The organism is Streptomyces sp. NPDC093591, assembly GCF_044764885.1.
In the GTDB taxonomy this organism is placed as follows: Bacteria; Actinomycetota; Actinomycetes; order Streptomycetales; family Streptomycetaceae; genus Streptomyces.
Genome location: NZ_JBIWIY010000017.1, coordinates 144,441 through 171,027, shown reverse-complemented (window position 1 = coordinate 171,027; position 26,587 = coordinate 144,441). Strand labels below are relative to the sequence as shown.

The 26,587-nt window shown below is 70.3% G+C and carries 19 protein-coding genes; 17 read left to right on the top strand and 2 right to left on the bottom strand.

The annotated features are described in order from the left end of the window. Nucleotides 1–12: 12 nt before the first annotated feature. The 9 genes from ACIREI_RS32465 to folP all read left to right on the top strand — a co-directional run bounded on the left by ACIREI_RS32465 (nt 13) and on the right by folP (nt 13,900). Entirely contained in the window at nt 13–1,098 is a 1,086-nt protein-coding gene (locus ACIREI_RS32465; protein WP_403340410.1) for a glycine betaine/L-proline ABC transporter ATP-binding protein, read from the top strand. Then, the gene (locus tag ACIREI_RS32460) at nt 1,098–3,107 is read left to right on the top strand and encodes an ABC transporter permease (RefSeq protein WP_403340407.1); all 2,010 of its coding nucleotides are present in this window, start codon (nt 1,098–1,100) and stop codon (nt 3,105–3,107) included. The genes ACIREI_RS32465 and ACIREI_RS32460 overlap by 1 nt, the downstream gene beginning before the upstream one ends. 13 nt (nt 3,108–3,120) lie before the next feature. Then, nucleotides 3,121–4,107, top strand: coding sequence for an ABC transporter substrate-binding protein (locus tag ACIREI_RS32455; RefSeq protein ID WP_403340404.1), 987 nt, complete (start codon nt 3,121–3,123; stop codon nt 4,105–4,107). Nucleotides 4,108–4,289: 182 nt separating this feature from the next. Beyond that, complete coding sequence (locus ACIREI_RS32450; protein ID WP_403340402.1) at nt 4,290–6,728, top strand: FAD-dependent oxidoreductase; 2,439 nt, start codon at nt 4,290–4,292, stop codon at nt 6,726–6,728. Nucleotides 6,729–6,764: 36 nt separating this feature from the next. Beyond that, nucleotides 6,765–7,625, top strand: coding sequence for a bifunctional methylenetetrahydrofolate dehydrogenase/methenyltetrahydrofolate cyclohydrolase (locus ACIREI_RS32445; RefSeq protein WP_403340399.1), 861 nt, complete (start codon nt 6,765–6,767; stop codon nt 7,623–7,625). 70 nt (nt 7,626–7,695) lie between these two features. After that, a complete protein-coding gene (locus ACIREI_RS32440) occupies nt 7,696–8,928 on the top strand; it encodes a sarcosine oxidase subunit beta family protein (protein ID WP_403340396.1) in 1,233 nt (410 codons plus the stop codon). A gap of 11 nt (nt 8,929–8,939) precedes the next feature. Next, nucleotides 8,940–12,224, top strand: a complete 3,285-nt coding sequence (locus ACIREI_RS32435) for a sarcosine oxidase subunit alpha family protein (RefSeq protein ID WP_403340395.1) — start codon at nt 8,940–8,942, stop codon at nt 12,222–12,224. Further along, on the top strand, nt 12,217–12,819 hold the full coding sequence (locus tag ACIREI_RS32430; RefSeq protein ID WP_403340392.1) for a sarcosine oxidase subunit gamma: 603 nt from the start codon (nt 12,217–12,219) through the stop codon (nt 12,817–12,819). Before ACIREI_RS32435 ends, ACIREI_RS32430 begins: the two co-directional genes overlap by 8 nt. Before the next feature lie 253 nt (nt 12,820–13,072). Further along, complete coding sequence (gene folP, locus ACIREI_RS32425; RefSeq protein ID WP_403340688.1) at nt 13,073–13,900, top strand: dihydropteroate synthase; 828 nt, start codon at nt 13,073–13,075, stop codon at nt 13,898–13,900. A 77-nt stretch (nt 13,901–13,977) separates the two neighbouring features. Here the strand turns inward: folP and ACIREI_RS32420 are convergent, their stop codons facing one another. Next, complete coding sequence (locus tag ACIREI_RS32420; protein ID WP_403340389.1) at nt 13,978–14,775, bottom strand: IclR family transcriptional regulator; 798 nt, start codon at nt 14,773–14,775, stop codon at nt 13,978–13,980. A 121-nt stretch (nt 14,776–14,896) separates the two neighbouring features. Then, the gene (gene purU / locus ACIREI_RS32415; protein ID WP_403340386.1) at nt 14,897–15,769 is read right to left on the bottom strand and encodes a formyltetrahydrofolate deformylase; all 873 of its coding nucleotides are present in this window, start codon (nt 15,767–15,769) and stop codon (nt 14,897–14,899) included. Between the two features lie 703 nt (nt 15,770–16,472). Here purU and ACIREI_RS32410 point away from each other — a divergent pair. The 8 genes from ACIREI_RS32410 to ACIREI_RS32375 all read left to right on the top strand — a co-directional run bounded on the left by ACIREI_RS32410 (nt 16,473) and on the right by ACIREI_RS32375 (nt 26,512). Next, a complete protein-coding gene (locus ACIREI_RS32410) occupies nt 16,473–17,558 on the top strand; it encodes an S-(hydroxymethyl)mycothiol dehydrogenase (RefSeq protein ID WP_403340383.1) in 1,086 nt (361 codons plus the stop codon). Next, complete coding sequence (locus tag ACIREI_RS32405; RefSeq protein ID WP_403340380.1) at nt 17,555–18,187, top strand: MBL fold metallo-hydrolase; 633 nt, start codon at nt 17,555–17,557, stop codon at nt 18,185–18,187. Before ACIREI_RS32410 ends, ACIREI_RS32405 begins: the two co-directional genes overlap by 4 nt. A gap of 59 nt (nt 18,188–18,246) precedes the next feature. Next, nucleotides 18,247–20,694, top strand: a complete 2,448-nt coding sequence (locus tag ACIREI_RS32400; protein WP_403340377.1) for an FAD-dependent oxidoreductase — start codon at nt 18,247–18,249, stop codon at nt 20,692–20,694. A 140-nt stretch (nt 20,695–20,834) separates the two neighbouring features. Then, nucleotides 20,835–21,968 (top strand): aromatic ring-hydroxylating dioxygenase subunit alpha, encoded by a 1,134-nt coding sequence (locus ACIREI_RS32395; RefSeq protein WP_403340374.1) that lies wholly within the window; start codon nt 20,835–20,837, stop codon nt 21,966–21,968. A gap of 222 nt (nt 21,969–22,190) precedes the next feature. Further along, on the top strand, nt 22,191–23,372 hold the full coding sequence (locus tag ACIREI_RS32390; RefSeq protein ID WP_403340371.1) for an NAD(P)/FAD-dependent oxidoreductase: 1,182 nt from the start codon (nt 22,191–22,193) through the stop codon (nt 23,370–23,372). Further along, complete coding sequence (gene gcvH / locus ACIREI_RS32385) at nt 23,369–23,806, top strand: glycine cleavage system protein GcvH (RefSeq protein WP_403340369.1); 438 nt, start codon at nt 23,369–23,371, stop codon at nt 23,804–23,806. The genes ACIREI_RS32390 and gcvH overlap by 4 nt, the downstream gene beginning before the upstream one ends. Further along, a complete protein-coding gene (glyA, locus tag ACIREI_RS32380) occupies nt 23,803–25,062 on the top strand; it encodes a serine hydroxymethyltransferase (RefSeq protein ID WP_403340366.1) in 1,260 nt (419 codons plus the stop codon). The genes gcvH and glyA overlap by 4 nt, the downstream gene beginning before the upstream one ends. A 67-nt stretch (nt 25,063–25,129) precedes the next feature. Further along, nucleotides 25,130–26,512 (top strand): L-serine ammonia-lyase, encoded by a 1,383-nt coding sequence (locus ACIREI_RS32375; protein WP_403340363.1) that lies wholly within the window; start codon nt 25,130–25,132, stop codon nt 26,510–26,512. Nucleotides 26,513–26,587 lie beyond the last annotated feature (75 nt).

The following is a 26,587-nucleotide window of genomic DNA, read 5'->3' as shown; positions in this document are numbered from 1 at the left end:
AGAAGGTCGAACGTGACCACACAGACCGAGGTGCCGCAGCGGCGCGGCACGCCCCAGGACTCGGGCTCCACCCCGGTCATCTCCGTGCGCAGGCTGTGGAAGGTGTTCGGGCCGAAGGCCGACCAGGTGCCGGACTCCGAGGAGCTGTGCGGGCTCACCCGCCGCGAGCTCATGGACCGCACCGGCTGCACCGCCGCCGTACGCGACGTCCACTTCGACGTCTCGCCCGGCGAGGTCTTCGTCGTCATGGGCCTGTCCGGCTCCGGCAAGTCCACGCTGGTGCGATGTCTGACCCGGCTGATCGAACCCACCGCGGGAGAGATCGTCTTCGAGGGCGAGGACATCCGCCAGGCCGACGACAAGCGCCTGCGCGATCTGCGGCGCCGCAAGTTCTCCATGGTCTTCCAGCACTTCGGTCTGCTGCCCCACCGCCGCGTCGTCGACAACGTGGCGTTCGGTCTGGAGATCCGCGGTATGGGCAGGGCCGAGCGCACCAGGCGCGCCCAGGAAGTCGTCGAGCTGGTCGGCCTCGCGGGCTACGAGAACTCCTACCCCGACCAGCTGTCCGGCGGTATGCAGCAGCGCGTCGGCCTGGCCCGCGCGCTGGCAGGCGACCCGGACGTGCTCTTCTTCGACGAACCGTTCTCCGCCCTCGACCCGCTGATCCGCCGTGACATGCAGAACGAGGTCATCCGCCTGCACCACGAGGTCGGCAAGACGATGGTGTTCATCACCCACGACCTCTCCGAGGCCCTCAAGCTGGGCGACCGCATCCTCATCATGCGCGACGGCAAGATGGTCCAGTGCGGCACCGGCGACGAGCTCGTCGGCGCCCCGGCGGACGACTACGTCCGCGAGTTCGTCAAGGACGTGCCGCGCGGCGACGTGCTCACCCTGCGCTGGATCATGCGCCCGCCGGCGGACGGCGACGCCCTGGACGGTCCCGAGCTGGGCCCCGACGTCGTGGTGAAGGAGGCCACCCGGGCGGTGCTCGCGGCCGACAAGCCGGTCAAGGTCGTCGAGAACGGCAAGCTGCTCGGCATCGTCGGCGACGAGGAGATCCTCGCGGTGGTCGCCGGGCAGGAAGGCGGCGCGTGATGACCGTCGCCGTGGAGAAGACCGAGAAACCGCAGCAGACCGGGACTGTCGAGCCGCCCGCTCCCGCCAAGAGCGTGCGCAAGGTCAGCCGGTCCATGGTGGTCGGCGCGATCCTGGTCGTCTGGCTGGTGCTGTTCGTCGTCCTGCGCGGCAAGCAGACCCTCTCCCTGGGGGCGGCCGACCTGACCGACCTGCACCGTTGGTTCAACGACGTCAACGACTCGATCGGCGCGAACCGCAACTCCAACCCGCTCTTTCTCTACTTCTTCAACGAGATCCGCCTGGTCATCGACACCCTGGTGACCTTCGTCCAGGAGCTGATCTCACAGCCGTCCGTCGGCCGGCCCGTCCCGCAGATCGGCTGGCTCGGTGTCATCGGCATCACCGGCTATGTCTCCTGGGCCGTGGGCAACTGGCGGGTCGCTCTGCTGGCCGTGGCCGGCTTCACCTTCCTCGGCCTGCAGGGCCTGTGGCAGGAGAGCATGGACACCCTGGCGCTCACCGTCTCCGCCGTCTTCGTGGCGCTGGTGTTCGCGATCCCGCTGGGTGTGTGGGCGGGGCTGTCCGACCGGTTCAACCGGTTCGTGACGCCCTTCCTGGACCTCATGCAGACCATGCCGACCTTCGTCTACCTGGCCCCACTGACGCTGTTCTTCCAGATCGGCCCGGCCTCCGCCACGATCGCCACGCTGATCTACGCGGCGCCGCCGACGATCCGCATCACCGCGCACGCCATCCGCTCCGTCCCGGAGACGACGGTGGAGGCGGCCGACTCGCTGGGTGCCACGCGACGGCAGTCCCTCATGAAGGTCCTGCTGCCGATGTCCAAGCGGACCGTGGTGATGGGCGTCAACCAGACCATCATGGCCGCCCTGGCCATGGTGACCATCGCCGCCCTGATCGACGCACCCGGCCTCGGCAAGACCGTCGTCCAGGCGCTCCAGACGCTCGACGTCGGCACGGCCTTCAACGCGGGGCTGGCCATCGTCGTCATGGCCATCGTGCTGGACCGGGTCACCACCGCGGCGAGCGCACGCGAGGAGGCCGCCCGCCTCTCGAAGAACCGCTTCAGCACCTGGCGACGCCCGCTGCTGGCGGCAGGTGCGGCGGTCACGGCGGTCCTGGCCTATCTGTCCCACACCTATCTGTGGGCCGCGGAGTTCCCCGGCGAGGGGAGCACCGGCAGCACCATCAGGAGCACGGCGGACAGCGTGACCACCTGGGTGCAGGACAACCTCTCGGGCGTCACCAACGCCTTCCGGGACGCCCTCACCAACAGTCTGCTCAACCCGTTCCAGGCGCTGCTCACGGACTCCCCGTGGTGGCTCGTCGGCGCGGCACTCATCGCGCTCGCCGTCGTCCTCGGCGGCTGGCGCGCCGGTATCACCACGGCCGTCTGCGTGGGTCTGCTGGTCGGCACCGGCGTGTGGTCGGACGGCATGACGACGCTGGCGTCCACCCTCGTCGCCACGGTGCTCGTGATGCTGCTCGGCGTCGTCTTCGGCGTCTGGATGGGACGCAGCGCGCTGGTGGACCGGCTGATCCGGCCCACCCTGGACGCGGCCCAGGTCATGCCGCCGTTCGTCTACCTCGTGCCGTTCCTCGCACTGTTCGGCGCGACCCGCTTCACGGCGATCGTCGCCGCCGTCGTCTACGCGGCTCCCGTCGCCATGAAGATCATCGCGGACGGCGTACGGAACGTGCCCGCGACGACCGTGGAGGCGGCCACCTCCGCCGGGTGCAACACCTGGCAGATCATCACCAAGGTTCAACTGCCGATGGCACGCGGCGCCCTGACTCTCGCGACCAACCAGGGCCTGATCTATGTGCTGTCGATGGTTGTGGTCGGCGGCCTGGTAGGCGCCGGCGCCCTCGGCTACGACGTCGTGGCCGGCTTCTCGCAGGGACAACTGTTCGGGAAGGGGCTCGCCGCAGGGCTCGCCATCGTCCTTCTCGGAGTCATGTTCGACCGGATCACTCAGGCAGCGGCGCGGCGTACCAGCGCGTAAGGAGCAACGGACCATGGCAAGGCAAGCAAGACAGTGGAGAGTCGGCGCGGCCGGCATAGCGGGCGCAGCTGTTATCGGACTGACCCTCTCCGCCTGCGGTGGCGCGAAGGTCGGTGACAGTTCCTCGGACGCCGGCGGCTCGGGCGGCTCCGGCAAGTGCGGCACCTTCAACCTCGCGGTCAACCCGTGGGTGGGCTACGAGGCCAACGCGGCGGTCATCGCGTACGTCGCGGAGCACGACCTCGGCTGCAAGGTCACCCAGAAGGATCTGAAGGAGGAGATCGCCTGGCAGGGCTTCGGGACGGGCGAGGTCGACGCCGTCGTGGAGAACTGGGGCCACGACGACCTGAAGAAGAAGTACATCACCGACCAGAAGACCGCGGTCGACGCCGGCCCGACCGGCAACGAAGGCCTCATCGGCTGGTACGTGCCGCCGTGGCTGGCCAAGGCGCACCCGGACATCCTCGACTGGAACAACCTCGACAAGTACGCGGCGAAGTTCAAGACCTCCGAGTCCGGCGGCAAGGGCCAGCTCCTCGACGGCGACCCGTCGTTCGTCACCAACGACGAGGCGCTGGTGAAGAACCTGAAGCTGGACTTCAAGGTCGTGTACGCGGGCAGCGAGACCGCGCTCATCCAGGCCTTCCGCAAGGCGGAGAAGGACAAGGAGTGGGTGATCGGCTACTTCTACGAGCCGCAGTGGTTCATGTCCGAGGTGCAGCTGAAGAAGGTCAAGCTGCCCGAGTACAAGACGGGTTGCGACGCCGACCCCGAGAAGGTCGACTGCGACTACCCCGTGTACAAGCTGGACAAGATCGTCAGCGCGAAGTTCGCCAAGTCGGGCAGCCCCGCCTATGACCTGGTGAAGAACTTCAGCTGGACCAACGACGACCAGAACGTCGTGGCGAAGTACATCGCGGTGGACAAGATGACCCCGGAGGCGGCGGCCAAGAAGTGGGTCGAGGCCAACCGCGACAAGGTGGAGGCCTGGATCAAGTAGGCCCTTCACGGATGCCCGGTGGGCGGTGCGTACGGACGCGCACCGCCCACCGGGCATTCCTGTTTTTCCAGGCCGTTCTCCGACGTCACCGGACCTCTTGACACCCACCTGGACGGCAGGCACATTGAGTTGCGCAACCTGAATCATGTTGCGCAGAAAGCAACTCAACCGGAGGTGCGGCGATGGCGGGACCGCGTGTGGTCATCATCGGAGCGGGAGTCGTCGGCGCGGCGCTCGCGGACGAGATCTCGGCGCGGGGCTGGACCGAGGTGACCGTGGTCGACCAGGGGCCGCTCCCGGCCACCGGAGGCTCGACCTCGCACGCCCCCGGCCTGGTCTTCCAGACGAACTCCTCGAAGACCATGACGGAGCTGGCCCGCTACACCGTCGAGAAGTTCTGCTCCCTCGACGTCGACGGCAAGCCCTGCTTCCTCCAGGTCGGCGGCCTCGAAGTGGCGACCACGCCGGAGCGCCTCGCGGAACTGCACCGCCGGCACGGCTGGATCACCGCCTGGGGCATCGAGTCCCGGATCCTGACCGCCGACGAGTGCGTCGACAAGCACCCGCTTCTCGACCGCGACAAGGTCCTCGGCGGCCTCCTCGTCCCGACCGACGGCCTCGCCAAGGCCGTCCTCGCCGTCGAGGCGCAGATCCGCCGGGCCACCGAGCGCGGCGTGCGCTTCCTGGCCCGCCACGAGGTCCTCGACGTACTGAAGACCGACGGCGAGGTGACCGGCGTCCTGACCGACCAGGGCGAGATCCCCGCCGACATCGTCGTGTGCTGCGCCGGCATCTGGGGCCCGAAGATCGCCCGCATGGTCGGCATGAACCTGCCGCTGACCCCGCTCGCCCACCAGCTCGCCTGGACCGGCCCCGTCCCGGCCCTCGCCGGCCAGACGGAGGAGGCGGTCCGCCCGATCCTGCGTCACCAGGACGCGGACCTCTACTACCGCGACCGCTTCGACGGCATCGGCATCGGCTACTACGGCCACCGCCCGATGCCGATCTCCGCGGACGACATCCGCGCCTTCGACGAGAACGCCGAGATGCCCTCGGTCCTGAAGTTCACCGAGGAGGACTTCGAGCCGGCCTGGACGGAGACCCAGTCCCTGCTCCCCTCGACCCGCGAGGCGAAGGTCGAGGAGGGCATCAACGGCCTGTTCTCCTTCACCACCGACAACTTCCCGCTCCTCGGCGAGTCGAGGGACGTCAAGGGCTTCTGGGTCGCCGAGGCCGTCTGGGTCACCCACTCCGCGGGCGTCGGCCGGGCCATGGCCGAATGGCTGGTCGACGGCCACTGCTCGTCCTTCGACCTGCACGAGTGCGACGTCAACCGCTTCGAGCCGCACCAGCTGTCCCCGGAGTACGTCCTCGCCCGCGACTGCCAGAACTTCGTCGAGGTCTACGACATCCTCCACCCCCTCCAGCCGTCCGGCGACCCGCGCCCGATCCGCACCAGCCCCTTCCACGCCCGCCAGCAGGAGCACGGCGCCTTCTTCCTGGAAGCGAGCGGCTGGGAGCGCCCGCACTGGTACGAGGCCAACGCGAAGCTGGTCGAGGGCCGCAACATCCCCACCCCCAACGACTGGGCCGCGCAGTTCTGGTCGCCCATCGTCGGCGCCGAGGCACAGGCCACCCGCGAGACCGTCGCGATGTACGACATGACGGCCCTCAAGCGCCTGGAGGTGAGCGGCCCCGGCTCCGCCGAGTTCCTGGAGCGGCTGTGCACCGGCAAGGTCGCCAAGTCGGTCGGCTCGGTCACGTACACCCTGTTCCTCGACCACGACGGCGGCATCCGCAGCGACGTCACCGTCGCCCGCCTCGCCCGCGACCTCTTCCAGATCGGCGCCAACGGCAACCTGGACCTCGACTGGCTCAGCCGCCACCTCCCCGCCGACGGCACCGTCCAGGTCCGCGACATCACCGCCGGCACCTGCTGCATCGGCCTGTGGGGCCCGCTGGCCCGCAAGGTCCTCCAGCCGCTCACCGACGAGGACTTCACCAACGACGGCCTCAAGTACTTCCGCGCCAAGCGCGCCTACATCGGCAGCGTCCCGGTGACCGCGATGCGGCTGTCGTACGTCGGCGAACTCGGCTGGGAGCTGTACACCACCGCCGACCAGGGCCAGAAGCTGTGGGACACCCTGTGGCAGGCGGCGAGGCCCCTCGGTGGCGTCATCGCCGGCCGCGGCGCCTTCAACAGCCTCCGCCTGGAGAAGGGCTACCGCTCCTTCGGCACCGACATGACCTACGAGCACGACCCCTACGAGGCGGGCGTCGGCTTCGCCGTCAAGCTCGACAAGGGCGACTTCATCGGCAAGGCGGCGCTGGAGCGCCGTAAGTCCGACGTCCGGCGCAAGCTGACCTGCCTCACCATCGACGACCCGCAGTCGGTCGTCCTCGGCAAGGAGCCGGTGTACGACGGCGACCGCCCGGTCGGCTACGTCACCAGCGCCGCCTACGGCTACACCATCGGCAAGGGCATCGCCTACGCCTGGCTCCCGGCCGAGCTCACCACCCCCGGCACGCCCGTACAGATCGGCTACTTCGACCAGCGCGTCGAGGCGGTCGTCGCCGAGGAGCCCCTGTTCGACCCCACCATGTCCCGCCTCCGTGGCTGACACCCCGCGTCGACCCCGATGGAAGGAACACCGCCGGTGAACGCACAGCTGCTCGACGGCAAGGCGACCGCCGCCGACATCCGCCGCGAACTGGCGGAGCGCGTGGCGAAGTTGACGGCCACGAACGGCCGTCCGCCGGGCCTCGGCACGGTCCTGGTCGGCGACGACCCGGGCAGCCGTGCCTACGTCGGCGGAAAGCACCGCGACTGCGCCCAGGTCGGCATCGCCTCCATCCGCCGGGACCTGCCCGCCGACGCCTCACAGGAGCAGGTCGAGGAGACGATCGACGAGCTCAACGCCGACCCGGCCTGCACCGGCTACATCGTCCAGCTCCCGCTGCCGCGCCACCTGGACGCCAACGCCGTACTGGAGCGCATGGACCCGGCCAAGGACGCCGACGGCCTGCACCCCGTCAACCTCGGCCGGCTCACCCTGGGCGTCGAGGCACCACTGCCGTGCACCCCGCGCGGCATCGTGGAACTGCTCCGCCGCCACGAGGTACCGCTCGCCGGAGCGCGCGTCTGCGTCATCGGCCGGGGCATCACGGTCGGCCGCCCGATCGGCCTCCTCCTCACCCGCCGCTCCGAGAACGCCACCGTCACCCTGTGCCACACCGGAACCAAGGGTCTGGCCTGGCACACCCGAGAGGCCGACATCGTCATCGCCGCCGCCGGCTCGCCCGGACTGGTCACCAAGGACATGCTGCGCCCCGGCGCCGCGGTCCTGGACGTCGGCATCACCCGCACCGACCAGGGCCTGGTCGGCGACATCCACCCGGACGCCGCCCAGGTCGCCGGCTGGATCGCGCCGATGCCCGGCGGTGTGGGCCCCATGACCCGAGCGATGTTGCTGGCCAACGTCGTCGAGGCCGCCGAGAGGAACGCCACCGCCCTATGAACGCGCACGTCCCCGAGTACCCGCAGGATCCGCACCTCGCAGCAGCCCTTTCAGAAGACGGAGACGTCCGATGAACTCCCGTACCCCAGGCGCCGACCTCCCCGACCACCCCGACTTCCTGTGGCGCAATCCCGAGCCCAAGAAGTCGTACGACGTGGTGATCGTCGGTGGCGGCGGACATGGCCTGGCCACCGCGCACTACCTCGCCAGGAACCACGGCATCACCAATGTCGCGGTGCTGGAGAAGGGCTGGCTCGCGGGCGGCAACATGGCCCGCAACACCACGATCATCCGCTCCAACTACCTGTGGGACGAGAGCGCCGGCATCTACGAGCACGCGCTCAAGCTCTGGGAGGGCATGGCGGAGGAGCTCGACTACCCCATCCTCTTCTCCCAGCGCGGTGTGCTGAACCTGGCCCACAGCCTCCAGGACGTCCGCGACAGCGTCCGCCGCGTCGAGGCCAACCGCCTCAACGGCGTGGACGCGGAGTGGCTCGACGCGGACGGCGTCAAAGAAGTCTGCCCGATCGTCAACATCTCGCAGGACGTGCGCTACCCGGTCCTGGGCGCCACCTACCAGCCGCGCGCGGGCATCGCCAAACACGACTACGTCGCCTGGGGCCTGGCCCGCTCGGCCGACGCCGCCGGCATCGACATCATCCAGAACTGCGAGGTCACCGGCCTCGACGTGATCGGCGGCCGGGTGGTCGGCGTCCAGACGAACCTGGGCCCCATCGCGGCCGGCAAGGTGGCGCTCTGCTCGGCGGGCCACACCTCGGTCCTCGCGGCGATGGCGGGCATCGAACTCCCCATCCAGAGCCACCCGTTGCAGGCCTTGGTCTCCGAGCTACTGGAGCCGGTGCACCCCACGGTCGTCATGTCCAACGCCGTCCACGTGTACGTCAGCCAGGCGCACAAGGGCGAGCTGGTGATGGGCGCGGGCATCGACGCGTACAACTCCTACACCCAGCGCGGCGCCTTCCACATCATCGAGGAGCAGATGGCGGCGGCCCTGGAGCTGTTCCCCGTCTTCGCCCGCGCCCACGTACTGCGCACCTGGGGCGGCATCGTCGACACCAGCCCCGACGCCTCACCGATCATCGGGCTCAGCCCCGTCGACAACCTCTATCTCAACTGCGGCTGGGGAACGGGCGGCTTCAAGGCCACCCCGGGCGTCGGCTGGGTCTACGCCCACACCATCGCCCACGACACCCCGCACGCTCTCAACGCCCCCTTCTCGCTCGACCGTTTCACCACCGGCGCGCTCGTCGACGAGCACGGCGCTGCCGCGGTGGCCCACTAGGGAGCCGAACCATGCTGCTCATCCCCTGCCCGTGGTGCGGGCCCCGCGACGAGTCCGAGTTCCACTACGGCGGCCAGGCCCACGTGCCGTACCCGGAGGCCCCGGCGTCCCTCTCCGACGAGGACTGGGCCCGCTACCTCTTCTTCCGCGACAACCCCAAGGGCCCCTTCGCCGAACGCTGGAGCCACGCGGCGGGCTGCCGCCGCTGGTTCAACGCGGTACGGGACACGTCGACGAACGAGATCCTGACGGTGTACAGGACGGGAGAGGAGCGTCCGGCGACTCCAGAGCCAAGGCCAGTGCTTCCAGCCCGTCTGGGGGTGCCCCCTCTGGGGGAGTTTGAGGACGAGGCCGTTCAGGCCGAAGCGGGGTCTGGGGGCGCAGCCCCCAGCGGGGTCGAAGGGGCGGAGCCCCTTCAGGATGGGACGGGTAGGGGCGGCGGGGGCGCTGCATCCATCAGCGGCTCCGCCGCGGGTCAGCCGTTCCGCCACGCGACCCGCGGCCGAATCGACCGCGACACCCCCCTCACCTTCACCTTCGACGGCACCGAATACCAGGGCTACCGAGGCGACACCCTCGCCTCCGCCCTCCTCGCCAACGGCGTCATCCAGGCCGGCACCAGCATCAAGCTCGGCCGCCCCCGAGGCATCTTCTCCGCCGGCGTCGAAGAACCCAACGCGGTCATCCAGATCGAGGAACCCTTCCCGGAGCCCATGCTCCCCGCCACGACCGTCGAGCTGTACGACGGCCTGGTCGCGACCAGCCTCCCCGGCCAGGGCCGCCTCGCCACCGACCCGGACCCCGCCCGCTACGACGCCGTACACGCCCACTGCGATCTGCTGATCGTCGGCGCCGGCCCGGCCGGCCTCGCGGCAGCCGCGGCGGCAGCGAAGAGCGGCGCCCGCGTCATCCTCGCCGACGACCAGCCGGAGCCGGGCGGCAGCCTCCTCGGCACGGCCCAACACCTCGACTGGGTACGGGAGGTGACGGAGCAGCTCGACGCCGCCCCCGAGGTCCGCGTCCTGCCCCGGACCACCGTCTTCGGCTACTACGACGACAACCACCTCCTGGCCGTCGAACGCCGCACCAACCACCTCGGCGGCGCCGCCCCCGAGAACGTCTCCCGCGAACGCGTCTGGCGTATCCGCGCCCGCCGGGTCGTCCTCGCCACCGGTGCCCACGAGCGCTCGCTGGCTTTCGCGAACAACGACCGCCCCGGCGTGATGCTGGCCTCCTCGGCCCGCACCCACGTCAACCGCCACGGCGCCCTGCCCGGACGCCACGCGGTCGTCTTCACCACCAACGACAGCGCGTACGAGGCGGCCGTGGACCTCGCCGCGGCGGGACTCGCCATCGCGGCGATCGTCGACACCCGCCCCGAACCGGGGGAGTGGGCCGAGCGCGCGAGGGCGGCCGGCATCGAGGTGCTGGCCGGGCACGCCGTCACCGGCACGGAGGGCGGGGCCCGCCTCACCGCCGTGACCGTCGCGCCGTACGGAGAGTCCGCGGGGCGGCGGGAGTTCGCCGCCGACCTGCTGCTGGTCTCCGGCGGCTGGAACCCGGTGGCGCACCTGTTCAGCCAGTCCGGCGGCAAGCTGTGCCACGACGAGACGCTGGGCTCGTTCGTCCCCGACACCTGCCGACAGCAGGTCGAGGTCGCGGGCAGCGCGAGCGGTGTCCTCGACCCTGCCACGGTCCTGGCACAGGGCGCGGCCGCCGGTGCCCGTGCCGTCGAGGCCGAGGGCTACACACCCGAGGCGCCCCGCCTCCCGCAGGTGGCCGCACAGCCACGGCAGACGCCCCCCATGCACGTCTACGTCGTCCCGGGTGGCACGGACGAAGCCCCCCGTTTCGTCGACCTCCAACGCGACGTCACCGTCGACGACCTGGCCCGCGCGACCGGCGCCGGTCTGCGCTCGGTCGAGCACACCAAGCGCTACACCACGGCCGGCACCGCCAACGACCAGGGCAAGACCTCCGGCGTGCTGGCCAGCGGCGTCGTCGCCGAACTGCTCGGCGTGGACATCTCGGCGCTCGGCACGACCACGTTCCGCCCGCCGTACACGCCGGTCTCCTTCGCCGCCCTCGCGGGCCGCGACCGGGGCGTGCTGAGCGACCCGGTGCGCACGACCGCCATCCACGAGTGGCATGTCGCGCACGGCGCCCTGTTCGAGAACGTCGGCCAGTGGAAGCGCCCCTGGTACTACCCGCGAGGCGGCGAGGACATGGAGGCCGCCGTACTGCGCGAGTGCGCCGCCACCCGCGAGAGCGTCGGCTTCATGGACGCCTCCACCCTCGGCAAGATCGACGTGCAGGGCCCGGACGCCGGCGTCTTCCTCGACCGGCTCTACACCAACATGATGAGCACCCTGAAGGTCGGCATGATCCGCTACGGCGTCATGTGCCGCCCGGACGGCATGGTCTTCGACGACGGCACGGTGATCCGCGTCGCCCCCGAGCGCTTCCTGGTCACCACGACGACGGGCAACGCCGCCGCCGTACTCGACTGGATGGAGGAGTGGCACCAGACCGAGTGGCCCGAGCTGAAGGTGCACTGCACCTCCGTGACCGAGCAGTGGTCGACGGTCGCGCTCGTCGGTCCGAAGTCCCGTGAGGTCCTCGCTTCCCTCGCGCCCCAACTGGCCGTGGCCAACGACGACTTCCCGTTCATGGCGTGGCGGGAGACGACCGTCGCGGGCATCGAGGCCCGGGTCTGCCGGATCAGCTTCTCCGGCGAACTCGCCTTCGAGATCAACGTGTCCCCGTGGCAGGGCCTCGCCCTGTGGGAAGCCGTGTACGAGGCCGGAGCCCCGTACGGCATCACCCCGTACGGCACGGAGACCATGCACGTCCTGCGCGCCGAGAAGGGCTACCCGATCATCGGCCAGGACACCGACGGCACCGTCACCCCGCAGGACCTCGGCATGAGCTGGGTGGTGTCGAAGAAGAAGCCGGACTTCGTCGGCAAGCGGTCCTACGCCCGCGCGGACACGTCCCGCCCCGACCGCAAGCACCTGGTCGGCCTGCTCCCCGAGGACCCGGGCACCTTCCTCCCGGAGGGCACCCACCTCGTCGCCGACGGTGTGCTGCCGGCCCCGCCCGTCCCCATGCTCGGCCATGTCACCTCCAGCTATCGCAGCGCCGCCCTCGGCCGGACGTTCGCGCTCGCCCTGATCAAGGGCGGCCGGGACCGCATCGGTGAGCGGCTGTACGCCCCAGTCGGCGACCAACTGGTGCCGGTGACCGTCGCCGGTCCTGTCCTCTACGACCCCGAGGGAGCTCGCCGCGATGGCTGACACCGCCCTTACCGTCCCGCTCCGCAGCCCGCTGTCGCAGGTCGCGGACCGCCTGGCCGCCGCGACCCGCTCGTCCGGGGGCGCGATCCGGCTGGCCGAACTCCCCTTCCTGGCCCAGCTCAACGTGCGCCTGGACGCCAAGGGAGCGGCGGCGGCAGCCGTCGGGCTCGCACTGGACCTGCAACTGCCGCTCCAGCCGAACACCGTAGTCCGCGCCGGGGAGTTGACCGCGCTGTGGCTCGGCCCGGACGAGTGGCTACTGGTGGGACCGCCGGGGAGCGAGCGGGAGCTGGAGAGCCGGATCCGGGAGGCCGCCGGCGACGAGCACCTCTCCGTCACCGACGTCTCCGCACAGCGCACCACGCTCCTGGTCACGGGCCCGCGCGCCCAGGAGCTGCTGGCCCACGGCTGTCCGCTGGACCTGCATCCGAGGGTCTTCGGCTCCGGCCGCTGTGCCCAGACGACCCTGGGCCGCACCCAGGTCGTCCTGGTCGCCCGGGACGAACCCAGGGCCGGATTCTGGGTCCTGGTGCGCTCGACGTTCGCCGGCTATCTGGCGGACTGGCTGCTCGACGCGGCGACCGAGTACCGCTGAGAAGACCCGACGGGTACCTCTGAGAAAGCCCGGCGGGCCCGCACCCCGCCGGCCCCTGTGGGAGCTCCGCTCAGGAGCTCCCACAGGGCTTTGCGCAGCATGTTCCGCCATACGTATCGAAAGTCGGACGCCCGTGACCGCCACCGCCACCGCCCACGCCACCACACCACTCGACCCCGGAACACCGGTACGGCAGCCGGGAACACCGGTACTCCACCCGCACGGCCTGCCATGCCCCGGCCGGACGCTGGTCATGGGTGTCGTGAACGTGACGCCGGACTCGTTCTCCGACGGCGGGCTGGCGTTCGCCGCCGACGCGGCCGTCGCACACGGGCTCGCGCTGCTCGAACAGGGCGCGGACATCGTGGACGTGGGCGGCGAGTCGACCCGCCCCGGCGCGGCACGCCCGACGGTCGAGGAGGAGCTGCGACGCGTCCTGCCCGTCGTCCGGGAACTCTCCGCGGCGGGCGCGGTCGTGAGCGTCGACACCATGCGGGCGGAGGTCGCCGCACGTGCGCTGGACGCGGGTGCGCGGCTGGTCAACGACGTCTCGGGGGGTCTCGCCGACCCCGGGATGCTGCCGCTGATGGCCCGCGCGGGCATGCCGTACCTGCTGATGCACTGGCGTGGACACTCCGCCGGCATGCAGGCGAACGCCGTCTACGACGACGTCGTCACCGATGTGCTCGACGAGCTGCGGCTGAGGATCGATGCCGCGCTGGAGGCGGGGGTGGCGCCCGATCGCCTGGTCGTCGACCCCGGGCTGGGCTTCGCCAAGACGCCCGACCACAACTGGGAGCTGCTGGGCCGCCTCGGAGACGTCATGGCCCTGGGACATCCCGTCCTCGTGGGCGCGTCACGCAAGTCGTTCCTGGGCAGCCTGCTGGCGGACCGGACGACGGGACAGCCCCGTCCCGCGCGGCTGCGCGATGCCGCGACCACCGCCGTGTCCGTGCTCGCCGCCGCACAGGGCGTCTGGTGTCTACGCGTCCACGACGTCGCGTCGACTGCGGACGCGGTGCGCGTGACGGCCCGCTGGGGCGTCGAGGCGGCGGCGTCGGCACGGTCGCCGCTGGACTGAGCGCCGCGGCGGCCGAACGCCGTCGGGCCGGCGCCGCAGCGGCCGAAAGGCCATCGCCCCGGGCGCCCTGTGAGGCCTCAGCCGAGATGGCCCATGCGGCGGCTGATCTCGTCCGCGCCGCTGATCAGCGCGGGTGCGAGCTCGTGGATGCGTTCCTCGGTGAAGCGGTATGTGGGGCCGGAGGCGCTGAGGGCGGCGATCACCTCGCCGTCGCGGGAGCGGATCGGGGCCGCCATGGCGTGCAGCCCGATCTCGAGTTCCTCCAGCGCCACCGCGTATCCGCGCTCGCGCGCCTCGGCCAGGTTCTTCTCCAGCTTGGCCCGCGAGGTCAGGGTGTGCGGCGTCAGCTTCTGCGTCCCCGACGCGGCGAGCACGCCGGCGCGCTCCTTCTCCGTCAGGTGGGCCAGCAGGATCTTGCCGCTCGACGTGGCGTGCACCGGGGTGAGCTGGCCGACCCAGTTGTGGGTGCCGACCGCGCCCGGGCCGCGTACCTGATAGAGGTTGACCGCGTAGTGCTCCTGGAGGACGGCGATGTTGACCGTCTCGCCGATCTCCTCGCTGAGCCGCTCGCACACCGTGCGGCCTTGCTGGGTGATGTCGAGGCGGCCCGTGACGGCGCCGGCCAGGCGTACGATCCCGAAGCCCAGCCGGTACTTGCCCCGCTCGGCCGTCTGCTCGACCAGGCCGCGCGCTTCCAGGGCCCCGAGCAGACGGAACGCGGTGGACTTGTGCACGTCGATCTCGGCGGCCACCTCGCTGACGCCCGCCTCGCCGCGCTGGGCGAGGATCTCCAGGACGCTGACGGCGCGGTCGACGGACTGCACCCCGTTCACCGCGGTACCCGCCGTTTCGCTATCTGCGGTGTAGTTGCTCATGGCGCAACTATACGTATGGGTCTTCACGGGTTCCATGGGCCTTGATGCATCCCGCAGAGGCCGTGGAAGACGGCGGGAATGGCCGGATCCGGCCGCCCGCATGGTTGCACGGCCCGCCTCGTCAACGGAAGACCACGGTGCAGTTCCCGTTCACCAGCACCCGGCTCTCGCTGTGCCACTCCACGGCGCGGGCGAGCACCTGGGCCTCGACGTCGCGGCCGATGGTGACCAGCTCGTCGGGGTCGCGCGAGTGGTCCACGCGGACGACGTCCTGCTCGATGATCGGGCCTTCGTCGAGGTCGGGCGTGACGTAGTGGGCCGTGGCCCCGACGAGCTTCACGCCGCGCTGGTGCGCCTGGACGTACGGGCGGGCCCCCTTGAAGCTCGGCAGGAAGGAGTGGTGGATGTTGATGGCCTTGCCGTCGAGCTGCTTGCACAGGTCGTCGGAGAGGATCTGCATGTAGCGGGCCAGCACGACCAGGTCGATGTCCAGCTCGCGCACGAGCTCCAGCAGCCGTGCCTCGGCCTGGGCCTTGGTCTCCTTGGTCACCGGGACATGGTGGAAGGGGATGCCGTAGCTCTGCGCCAGGGGCTCGAAGTCGCGGTGGTTGGAGACGATCGCCGGGATCTCGATGTTGAGCGCGCCGGTGGACTTGCGGAAGAGCAGGTCGTTCAGGCAGTGGCCGAACTTCGACACCATGATCAGCGCGCGCGTCGGGGTCGAGGCGTCATGCAGCTGCCAAGTGATCCCGTACGCCTGGCCTACGGAGCCGAAGCCGGTGCGCAGGTCCTCCAGGGAGATGCCGGGGTCCGTGACGTCGAAGTGGACCCGCATGAAGAAGCGGTCCTGCAGCCGGTCGTCGAACTGCCGGCTCTCCAGGATGTTGCCGGAGTGGCTGATGAGAAAGGTGGTCACGGCGTGGACGAGACCGGCCTGGTCAGGGCACGAAAGGGTGAGGATGAACTCACGGCCGGGCTGCGGTCGAGGAGACATTGCCTTCCTCCGTCGTCGAGTGGTGCGGATTACGCAACACGGTGAGCTATGCGCAACATGATTGAGTGCGGATGACCAAGCGGTCAAGGGGTGGTCCGGCGGAAGTGGTTCAGGTGCTCCGAGATCTCGACCCTGGTCTGCGGCGGTGTGGCGTTTCTTCATGTGGAACCTTCATTGCAATTTGCAACATCTGTGGGCGAGATGAGGCATCGTCAAGGGGGCGGGGGTGCCCGCGCGGTGAGGGTGTGGGGCGCCGCGCGTGGAAGTCGTAAGGGGTCCGGTGCCCCGTCTTGACGGCAACGCGCTTGGCGGAGGCCGGCGCCCTGTCCGGCTCCACGCGGCCCGCGACGGCAGGCGGGGAGCGGCGCGACAGTCTGCGGAGGAGCGGTCTCGGGCGGTCCTGACCGGGTGCCCGGAGTCCGTTTTCCGACGGGATGGCAAGTTCGCGCGACCAGCCTCTTGACAGTGGGTGTGCGCAGGGAGACAGTTTGGTCGGTCGTTGCTTATAGCGAAGAGAGTTGCGTAATGCGCAACCCGAGCGCCGGCTTGGCCCCCTGGATCCCGCCCGGGCTGGGGTGAAGTTCCCTTGCTCCCTCCCTCGTCGATCGCTCCGGGGAGCGATCGATGTCCTCCCGCCATCCAGAACATCAGGCCGAAGATCCCGACAGATCGCATTCGGCCGTCCCCGACGAGGAGATCGACCGTGACACACGAGGTACGCGCCGTCGTCGCCCGGCAGAAGGGCGCACCGGTCTCGGTGGAGACCATCCTGGTGCCGGACCCCGGCCCCGGTGAGGCCCTGGTGCGGGTGCAGGCCTGCGGCGTCTGCCACACCGATCTGCACTACCGGGAGGGCGGGATCAACGACGAGTTCCCGTTCCTGCTCGGCCACGAGGCGGCCGGTGTCGTCGAGTCGGTCGGCGACGGTGTCACCGACGTCGCGCCCGGCGACTTCGTCGTCCTCAACTGGCGTGCCGTCTGCGGCACTTGCCGGGCGTGCGGCAAGGGTGAGCCGTGGTACTGCTTCGCCACCCACAACGCCACCCAACCGATGACCCTGGCCGACGGCACCCCGCTCTCCCCGGCCCTCGGCATCGGCGCCTTCGCCGAGAAGACCCTGGTTGCCGCCGGCCAGTGCACCAAGGTCGACCCGGCCGCCCGGCCCGCCGCGGCCGGCCTGCTCGGCTGTGGGGTGATGGCCGGGTTCGGCGCCGCGGTCAACACCGGCGGCGTGGGCCGCGGCGACTCGATCGCGGTGATCGGCTGCGGCGGCGTGGGCATGGCCGCGATCGCGGGCGCCAAGGTGGCCGGTGCGAGCCGGATCATCGCAGTGGACGTCGACGAGCGGAAGCTGAAGTGGGCCGAGCAGTTCGGCGCCACCGACACCGTCGACTCCTCCCGGACCGACGCCGTCGAGGCGATCCGTGAGCTGACCGGTGGCTTCGGCGCCGACGTCGTGGTGGACGCGGTGGGCCGCCCCGAGACCTTCAAGCAGGCCTTCTACGCCCGCGACCTGGCCGGCACCGCCGTCCTGGTCGGCGTCCCCACCCCGGAACTGACCCTCGACCTGCCCCTGCTGGACGTCTTCGGCCGCGGCGGGGCGCTGAAGTCCTCCTGGTACGGCGACTGCCTGCCCTCCCGGGACTTCCCCGCCCTGATCGACCTCTACCTCCAGGGCCGCTTCGACCTGGGCGAGTTCGTCACCGAGACCATCGCCCTGGACGACGTGGAGGCCGCGTTCGCCAGGATGCACCACGGCGACGTCCTGCGCTCGGTGGTGGTCCTGTGACCGCGCGCATCGAACGACTCGTCACCTCCGGCACCTTCGAACTGGACGGCGGCAGCTGGGAGGTGGACAACAACGTCTGGCTGATCGGCAACGACGACGAAATCCTCGTCGTCGACGCCGCACACGACGCCGACGTGATCGCCGCCGCCGTCGGCGACCGGCGCCTGGTCGCCGTCGTGTGCACCCACTCGCACAACGACCACGTGGGCGCCGCTCCCGCCCTGGCCGCCCGCTACGGCGCGCCCATCCTGCTGCACCCGGCCGACGCGGTGCTGTGGAAGACGGTGCACGGCATGCGGGTGCCCGACTTCTGGGAGCTGATCGACGGCGAGGAGCTGACCGTCGCCGGCACCGTGCTCCAGGTGCTGCACACCCCAGGTCACTCGCCCGGCTCCGTCTGTCTGTACGCGCCGGAACTGGGCGCCCTGTTCTCCGGCGACACCCTCTTCCAGGGCGGCCCCGGAGCCACCGGCCGCTCCTTCTCCGACTTCGACACGATCATCGCCTCCATCCACGACCGGCTGCTCACGCTCCCCGCCGACACGACCGTCCATACCGGCCACGGCCCCACCACCACGATCGGGGCCGAAGCACCTCACCTCGACGAGTGGATCGCCCGCGGCCACTGATCCCGCCCGTCGCCTCAGTACCAAGGCCTGTCACCGCACTACGAACCTGGAGGAAGACCATGGCGGCACAGCCGAAGGTGGTCATCATCGGCGCCGGCATCGTCGGGTGCGCCCTCAGCGATGAACTGACCGCACGCGGCTGGACGGACGTCACCGTTGTGGAGCAGGGCCCGCTCTTCGCCACGGGCGGCTCCACCTCACACGCCCCCGGTCTGGTGTTCCAGACCAACGGGTCCAAGACGATGACCGAGTTCGCCCGGTACACGGTCGAGAAGTACAGCGCGCTGACCCTGGACGGGCAGTGGTGTGTCAACCAGGTCGGCGGCCTGGAGGTGGCCACCAGCCCCGAGCGCCTCGCGGAGATCCAGCGCAGGCACGGCTGGCTGAGCTCCTGGGGCGTCGACAGCCGCCTGCTCACGCCCGAGGAGTCCGCCGCACTGCACCCCTTGCTGGACCCCGAGCGAGTCCTCGGCGGCTTCCACATCCCCAGCGACGGCCTGGCCAAGGCGCTGCGGGCGAGCGAGGCCCAGGCCCGCCTGGCCACGGCCCGCGGCGCCCGCTTCCACCCCCACCACACGGTGACCGGCATCGAGACGACCGGCGACCGGGTCAGCGCGGTCGTCACCGACCAGGGCACCTTCCCGGCGGACATCGTGGTCTCCTGCGCCGGGTTCTGGGGCCCGAGGATAGGCCGGATGGTCGGGCAGCCGGTGCCGCTGGTGCCCATGGCCCACCAGTACGCCCGCACCACCGAACTCCCGCTGCTCACCGGCCGCAATGACGAGCGCACCGAGGCGTCCCTGCCGATCCTGCGCAACCAGGACGCCGGCCTGTACTACCGCGAACTCGTCGACCGCATCGGCATCGGCTCCTACGCCCACCGCCCCATTCCCGTCTCCCTCGACGGCGTCGCGCACCCCAGCCAGTCCGCGATGCCGTCCTCGCTGGATTTCACCGAGGCCGACTTCGAGGGCGCCTGGGCCGACTCCCTCGCGCTGCTGCCCTCCCTCACCGACACGAAGATCGAGGAGGGCTTCAACGGCATCTTCTCCTTCACCTCCGACGGCATGCCGCTGATGGGCGAGTCGCCGAACGTGCAGGGTTTCTGGCTCGCGGAGGCCGTCTGGGTCACCCACTCGGCCGGCGTGGCCAAGGCGATGGCCGAGTGGCTGGTCGACGGGCGCCCCGGCACCGACGTCCACGAGTGCGACGTCAACCGCTTCGAGGAGGTCCAACTGGCCCCGTCGTACGTCATGGAGCGCAGCTGCCAGAGCTTCGCCGAGGTGTACGACATCCTGCACCCGCTGCAGCCCGCGCAGCGCCCGCGCCCGCTGCGGACCAGTCCCTTCCACGCCCGTCAGGAGGCCCTCGGCGCGGTCTTCCTGGAGGGCGGCGGCTGGGAACGCCCGCACTGGTACGAGGCCAACGCCGACCTGCCCGAAGTCGCCCGTGTCCCCGGCCGTGACGACTGGGCGTCCCGCTACTGGTCGCCGATCGCCGGTGCCGAGGCCCTGGTCACGCGTGAGCGCGTGGCCCTGTACGACATGACCCCGTTGAAGCGGCTGGAGGTCACGGGCCCCGAAGCGCTCGCCTTCCTCCAGAGACTGACCACCAATCAGCTGGACAAGCCGGTCGGCTCGGTCACCTACACCCTGCTGCTCGACGCCGCCGGCGGTGTCCGCAGCGACCTGACCATCGCCCGCCTGGAGACGGAACGCTTCCAGATCGGCGCCAACGGCAACCTCGACCTGGACTGGCTGCGCCGACGCCTGCCCGGTGACGGCTCCGTGCAGGTACGGGACATCACCTCCGGCACCTGCTGTCTCGGCGTATGGGGGCCGCGCGCCCGCGACCTCGTGCAGCCGCTGACCGACACCGACTTCTCGCACAAGGGCTTCGGCTACTTCAAGGCCAAGCAGGCCTACCTCGACGACGTCCCGGTCACGGCGATGCGGCTGAGCTATGTCGGTGAGCTGGGCTGGGAGATCTACACCACCGCCGACCTGGGCGTCAGACTGTGGGACACCCTGTGGGAGGCCGGGCAGGAGCTGGGCATCGTCGCCGCCGGCCGCAGCGCCTTCAACAGCCTGCGCCTGGAGAAGGGTTACCGCTCCTGGGGTCATGACATGACCACCGAGCACAACCCCTACGAGGCCGGACTCGGCTTCGCCGTCCGCCGCGACAAGGACCACTTCACCGGCAAGGCCGCCCTGGAGGGCATCAGCGACGAGACGGTCACTCGTCGGCTCACCCCGCTGGTCGTCCAGGACGAGCAGTCCGTGGTCATGGGGCACGAACCGGTGTACGTGGCCGGTCGCCCGGTCGGCTACGTGACCAGCGCCGCCTACGGCTACACCATCGGCGCCCCTGTCGCGTACGCCTGGCTGCCCGCCGAACACGCCGCACCCGGAACTCCGTTGGAGATCGAGTACTTCGGCGCCAAGGTCCCGGCCGTCACCGCCGCCGAGCCGCTCTTCGACCCCGGCATGTCCCGCATCCGGCGCTGAACCTGGGACGAGCGCGGACCGAACGCCACCTCAGCGAAGTGCGTGCCCGTGATCCCCCGGCCGCGTGCGCGTCTGCGTCTCCCGAAACCGCGTCTCCCGAATCTGAATCTTCCGAATCTGGATCTTCCGAAGGTGACACGATGACCATCACGAACCTGCCGCCCAGCCTGATCCCCACGCTGTCCGGCGAGTACTACACCGACCCCGAGGTCTTCGCCCAGGAGCAGGAGCGGGTTTTCGAGGCCATGTGGTTCTGCGTGGCCCGGGCCCCCGAGCTGGCCAAGCCCGGCGCCTTCCGCACCTACCAGGTCGGACGTGAGAGCGTGCTCGTCTCCCGCTCGCGGGACGGCTCGATCAAGGCGTTCCTCAACATCTGCCGGCACCGCGGCGCCAAGCTGTGCACCGAGGAGTCCGGCGAGGTCAAACGCGCCTTCCAGTGTCCTTACCACGCCTGGACCTACGGCCTGGACGGCAAGCTGGTCGCCGCCCCCAACCTGACGTCCATGCCGGACATCGACCGGACCGAGTACGGCCTGATCAACGTCCATGTGCGGGAGTGGCTCGGCTATGTGTGGGTGTGCCTCGCCGACGAGCCGCCGTCCTTCGAGGCCGAGGTGATGGGCGCGATCGTCGAGCGGCTCGGCGACGTCGAGTCGATCGAGCGCTACGGCATCGACGACCTGAAGGTGGGCCGCCGTATCACCTACGACGTGAAGGCCAACTGGAAGCTCATCATCGAGAACTTCATGGAGTGCTACCACTGCGCCACGATCCACCCCGAACTCACCGAGGTGCTCCCGGAGTTCGCGGACGGTTACGCCGCCCAGTACTACGTGGGCCACGGAGCCGAGTTCGGCGAGGACGTCCAGGGCTTCACGGTGGACGGCTCCGAGGGCCTGGACCGCATCCCGGGCGTCGCCGAGGACCAGGACCGCCGCTACTACGCCATCACCGTCCGGCCGCAGGTCTTCATCAACCTCGTGCCCGACCACGTGATCTTCCACCGGATGTACCCGATGGCACCCGACCGCACGGTCGTCGAGTGCGACTGGCTGTACCTGCCGCACGTCGTGGAGAGCGGCAAGGACGTGGACCGGTCGGTGGAGCTGTTCCACCGGGTCAACCAGCAGGACTTCGACGCCTGTGAGCGCACTCAGCCGGCGATGAGCTCGAAGGCGTACGCCAAGGGCGGCGTCCTGGTGCCCAGCGAGCACCACATCGGCGAGTTCCACACCTGGCTGCAGAACAAGCTCGAGGTGCGTCCCACGCACTGAACCCACCCCAGAACGCCCGCCCACCTGCTGTTGCGGCCCCTCCGGCAGGTGGGCGGGCCATTGTGCTGCCCCGCGGTATGGGTTGCGAATCGCGCAACGTAGAGCATCATCGGAAATTGATATGCGACGCCTCCCTTGACAACGCCCGCACCGCGCGGAAAGCATGTTGCGTATAGCGAATGTCGTTGTGTTATGTGAGACAACTCCCCGTCTGGAGCCGGCATGAGGAGCATCACCGTCGTCGGAGCGTCGCTGGCAGGACTGAGCACGGTCCGCGCGCTGCGCGCAGAGGGCTATGACGGCGAGATCGTCGTCGTGGGGGAGGAGCGGCACACCCCCTACGACCGACCCCCGCTGTCCAAGGACTTCCTCAAGGGAGACATCGACGCCGAGGGGCTCGCGCTCGGCGACGCCGACGAGTACGAGGTCCTGGACGCGCAGTGGCTGCTCGGCGAGCGCGCCGTGCGGCTCGACCCCGTCGCCCGCACCGTGACCCTGGCCGGAGGACGCCATGTGCGCACCGACGGCATCGTCATCGCGACCGGCGCCGCCCCCCGCACCCTCCCCGGCACCGACGGGCTGGCCGGCGTCCACACCCTGCGCACCCTGGACGACGCCCAGGCCCTGCGTACCGAACTGCTCGACGGCATGCCCAGGGTCGTCGTCATCGGCGCCGGGTTCATCGGTGCCGAGGTGGCCTCCACCGCGCACCGGCTCGGGCTCCACGTCACCGTCGTCGAGGCACTTCCCGTACCCCTGGAGCGCCAACTCGGCCGTGAGATGGGGCTGGTGGTCTCCTCTCTCCACAGTGATCACGGGGTTCAGCTGCTGTGCGGAACCGGCGTGGCGGAACTGATCGGCGAGGGCCGGGTCACGGGCGTACGGCTGGCGGACGGGCGGGTGCTGCCCGCCGACATCGTCGTGGCCGGCGTGGGCGTGCGGCCCAACACCGACTGGCTCGCCGGCTCCGGTGTGCAGGTGGACGACGGCGTGGTGTGCGACTCCGGCTGCTCGACCGGCGTCCCGGGCGTGGTCGCCGTCGGTGACGTCGCCCGCTGCCCCCACCCGTTCACCGGACGGCACGCCCGCATCGAGCACTGGAGCAACGCCACCGAGCAGGCGAAGACCGCCGCCCGCACGCTGCTGACCGGTGTTTCGGCCGAGGCCCCGCTCACCGCGCCGTACTTCTGGTCCGACCAGTACCAGTCGCGCATCCAGGTCGCGGGATACGTCGCCCCCGGCGCCGAGCCCGAGGTCGTCGAGGGCGACCTCGACAGCCGTACCTTCACGGCCGTCTACCGGCGCGAGGGCGCCCCCGTCGCCGTGCTCTCCCTCAACCAGCCGAAGTTCTTCAACCGGCTCCGCCGCACTCTCGTCCCCGCCGCCGCGGCCGTAGTGTCATGACCTCCGTACCCCACCTCTCCCGGGAATCCGAAGGGGAGACCGCCCCGAGCATTCCGCGGCACCTGCGTTACACCTGGGACCACGAGTGGCTGGTCGTGGACGAGGGCAACGCCACCGTCGGCATCACCGCGTTCGCGGCGAAGGCCCTCGGTGACGTGGTCGACCTCCGGCTGCCCGCGGTCGGTGCCTGGGTCGAGGCGGGGGAGAGTTGCGGGCGGATCGAGTCACTGACCGCCGTCAGCGGCCTGTACGCCCCCGCCTCGGGCCGGGTCCTGGAAGTCAACACCGCGCTGGCCGACGACCCCGGCGTCGTCAACGCCGCCCCTTACACCGGCGGCTGGCTGTTCCGGCTGCGCGTCGAGAACATCGCCGGCGCGCTGTCCGCCGACGCCTACGCCGCCCACTGCGCCCACACCCAAGGAGACCGCCGATGACCCTGTTCAACCAGCCCCTTCACGAGCTCGACCCGGAGGTAGCCGCCGCGGTCGACGCCGAGCTGGAGCGCCAGCAGTCGACCCTGGAGATGATCGCCTCCGAGAACTTCGCGCCCGTCGCAGTGCTGGAGGCGCAGGGTTCGGTCCTGACCAACAAGTACGCCGAGGGCTATCCGGGCCGTCGCTACTACGGCGGCTGTGAGCACGTCGACGTCACCGAGCAGATCGCCATCGACCGGATCAAGGAGCTGTTCGGCGCCGAGTACGCCAACGTGCAGCCCCATTCCGGTGCTTCGGCCAACCAGGCCGCCCTGTTCGCGCTGGCCCAGCCCGGCGACACGATCCTGGGTCTGGACCTGGCGCACGGTGGCCACCTCACCCACGGCATGAAGATCAACTTCTCGGGCAAGCAGTTCAACGTCGTCCCGTACCACGTGGACTCCGAGTCCGGTCTCGTGGACATGGCGGAGCTGGAGCGGCTGGCCAAGGAGCACCGGCCGAAGGTGATCATCGCCGGGTGGTCGGCGTACCCGCGGCAGCTGGACTTCGCCGAGTTCCGGCGGATCGCGGACGAGGTCGAGGCGTACCTGTGGGTGGACATGGCGCACTTCGCCGGTCTGGTCGCGGCGGGCCTGCACCCGAACCCCGTCGAGTACGCGGATGTCGTCACGTCCACGACGCACAAGACGCTGGGCGGGCCGCGCGGCGGCATCATCCTCGCCAAGCAGTCCTTCGCGAAGAAGCTGAACTCCTCGGTCTTCCCGGGCTTCCAGGGCGGTCCGCTGGAGCATGTGATCGCGGCCAAGGCGGTGTCCTTCAAGGTCGCCGCGAGCGAGGAGTTCAAGGAGCGTCAGCGTCGTACGGTCGAGGGCGCGAAGATCCTCGCCGAGCGGCTGACGGCCGACGACGCCCGCGCGGCCGGGGTGAACGTGCTCTCCGGCGGCACGGACGTGCACCTGATCCTGGTCGACCTGCGCGAGTCCGAGCTGGACGGTCAGCAGGCCGAGGACCGCCTGCACGAGGTCGGCATCACGGTCAACCGCAACGCCGTCCCGAACGACCCGCGCCCGCCGATGGTGACCTCGGGCCTGCGCATCGGCACCCCGGCCCTGGCCACCCGTGGCTTCACGGCCGAGGACTTCGCCGAGGTCGCGGACGTCATCGCCGAAGCGCTCAAGCCGTCGCACGACTCGGTCGCCCTCAAGGCCCGGGTCAAGGCGCTGGCCGACAAGCACCCGCTCTACCCCGGCCTGTAACCGACACCCTCCCGCAGTGGCGTGCCGTGACAGCTCGGTGCGCCCCTCCCCTCCCACGGAGTATGGCGTGGCAATCAGCGTCTTCGACCTGTTCTCCATAGGCATCGGCCCGTCCAGTTCGCACACCGTCGGTCCGATGCGCGCCGCCGGGATGTTCGTGGCCCGGCTGAAGCAGGACGGCGTGCTCGCCCAGACCGCCGCCGTACGGGCCGAGTTGTTCGGCTCCCTCGGCGCGACCGGCCACGGCCACGGCACCCCGAAGGCGGTGCTGCTCGGCCTGGAGGGCTACGAGCCGCACACGGTCGACGTCGCCCAGGCCGACCTGGACGTGGAGCGGATCCGCGGGACCGGACGCATCCGCCTCCTCGGTGCCGAGATCGGCCCGGCCCACGAGATCGACTTCGACGCCTCGACGCAGCTGGTCCTGCACCGCCGACGGTCGCTGCCGTACCACGCCAACGGCATGATCCTCTTCGCTTACGACGGCGACGGCGTACCGCTGCTGGAGAAGACGTACTACTCGGTCGGCGGCGGCTTCGTGGTCGACGAGGAGGCGGTCGGCGCGGACCGGATCAAGCCCGACGACACGGTGCTGACCCACTCGTTCAGCAGCGGCGACGAACTGCTGCGTCTGACGAGGGACACCGGTCTGTCGATCTCCGCGCTGATGCTGGAGAACGAGAAGGCCTGGCGCACCGAGGAGGAGATCCGCGCGGGCCTGCTGGAGATCTGGCGGGTCATGGAGGCCTGTGTCGCACGCGGGCTGGGCCGCGAGGGCATCCTCCCCGGCGGTCTGAAGGTCCGTCGGCGGGCCGCGGCGGCCGCCCGGGCACTGCGCAGCGAGGGTGACCCGGCGGGCCGCGCCATGGAGTGGGTGACCCTTTACGCGATGGCCGTGAACGAGGAGAACGCGGCCGGGGGCCGGGTCGTCACCGCCCCGACGAACGGTGCGGCCGGCATCATTCCCGCCGTCCTGCAGTACTTCCTCGACTTCGTGCCGGGTGCCGACGAGGACGGCATCGTGCGCTTCCTCCTCGCGGCGGGCGCCATCGGCCTGCTCTTCAAGGAGAACGCGTCCATCTCCGGCGCCGAGGTCGGCTGCCAGGGCGAGGTCGGCTCGGCCTGCTCGATGGCCGCCGGTGCTCTCGCCGAGGTCCTCGGCGGCAGCCCCGAACAGGTCGAGAACGCCGCCGAGATCGGCATGGAACACAACCTCGGCCTCACCTGCGACCCGGTCGGCGGCCTCGTCCAGATCCCCTGCATCGAGCGCAACGGCATGGCCGCGGTCAAGGCCGTCACCGCCGCCCGCATGGCCCTGCGCGGCGACGGCCGCCACCACGTCTCCCTCGACAAGGTCATCAAGACCATGAAGGAGACCGGCGCCGACATGAAGGTCAAGTACAAGGAGACCGCCCGCGGCGGCCTCGCCGTCAACGTCATCGAGTGCTGAGGAGAGAGACGGACGGAACGGGGAAAGGGCCGCAGCCATGCTCATCGACTCCTTCCGGCAGCCCGACCGGCCGAT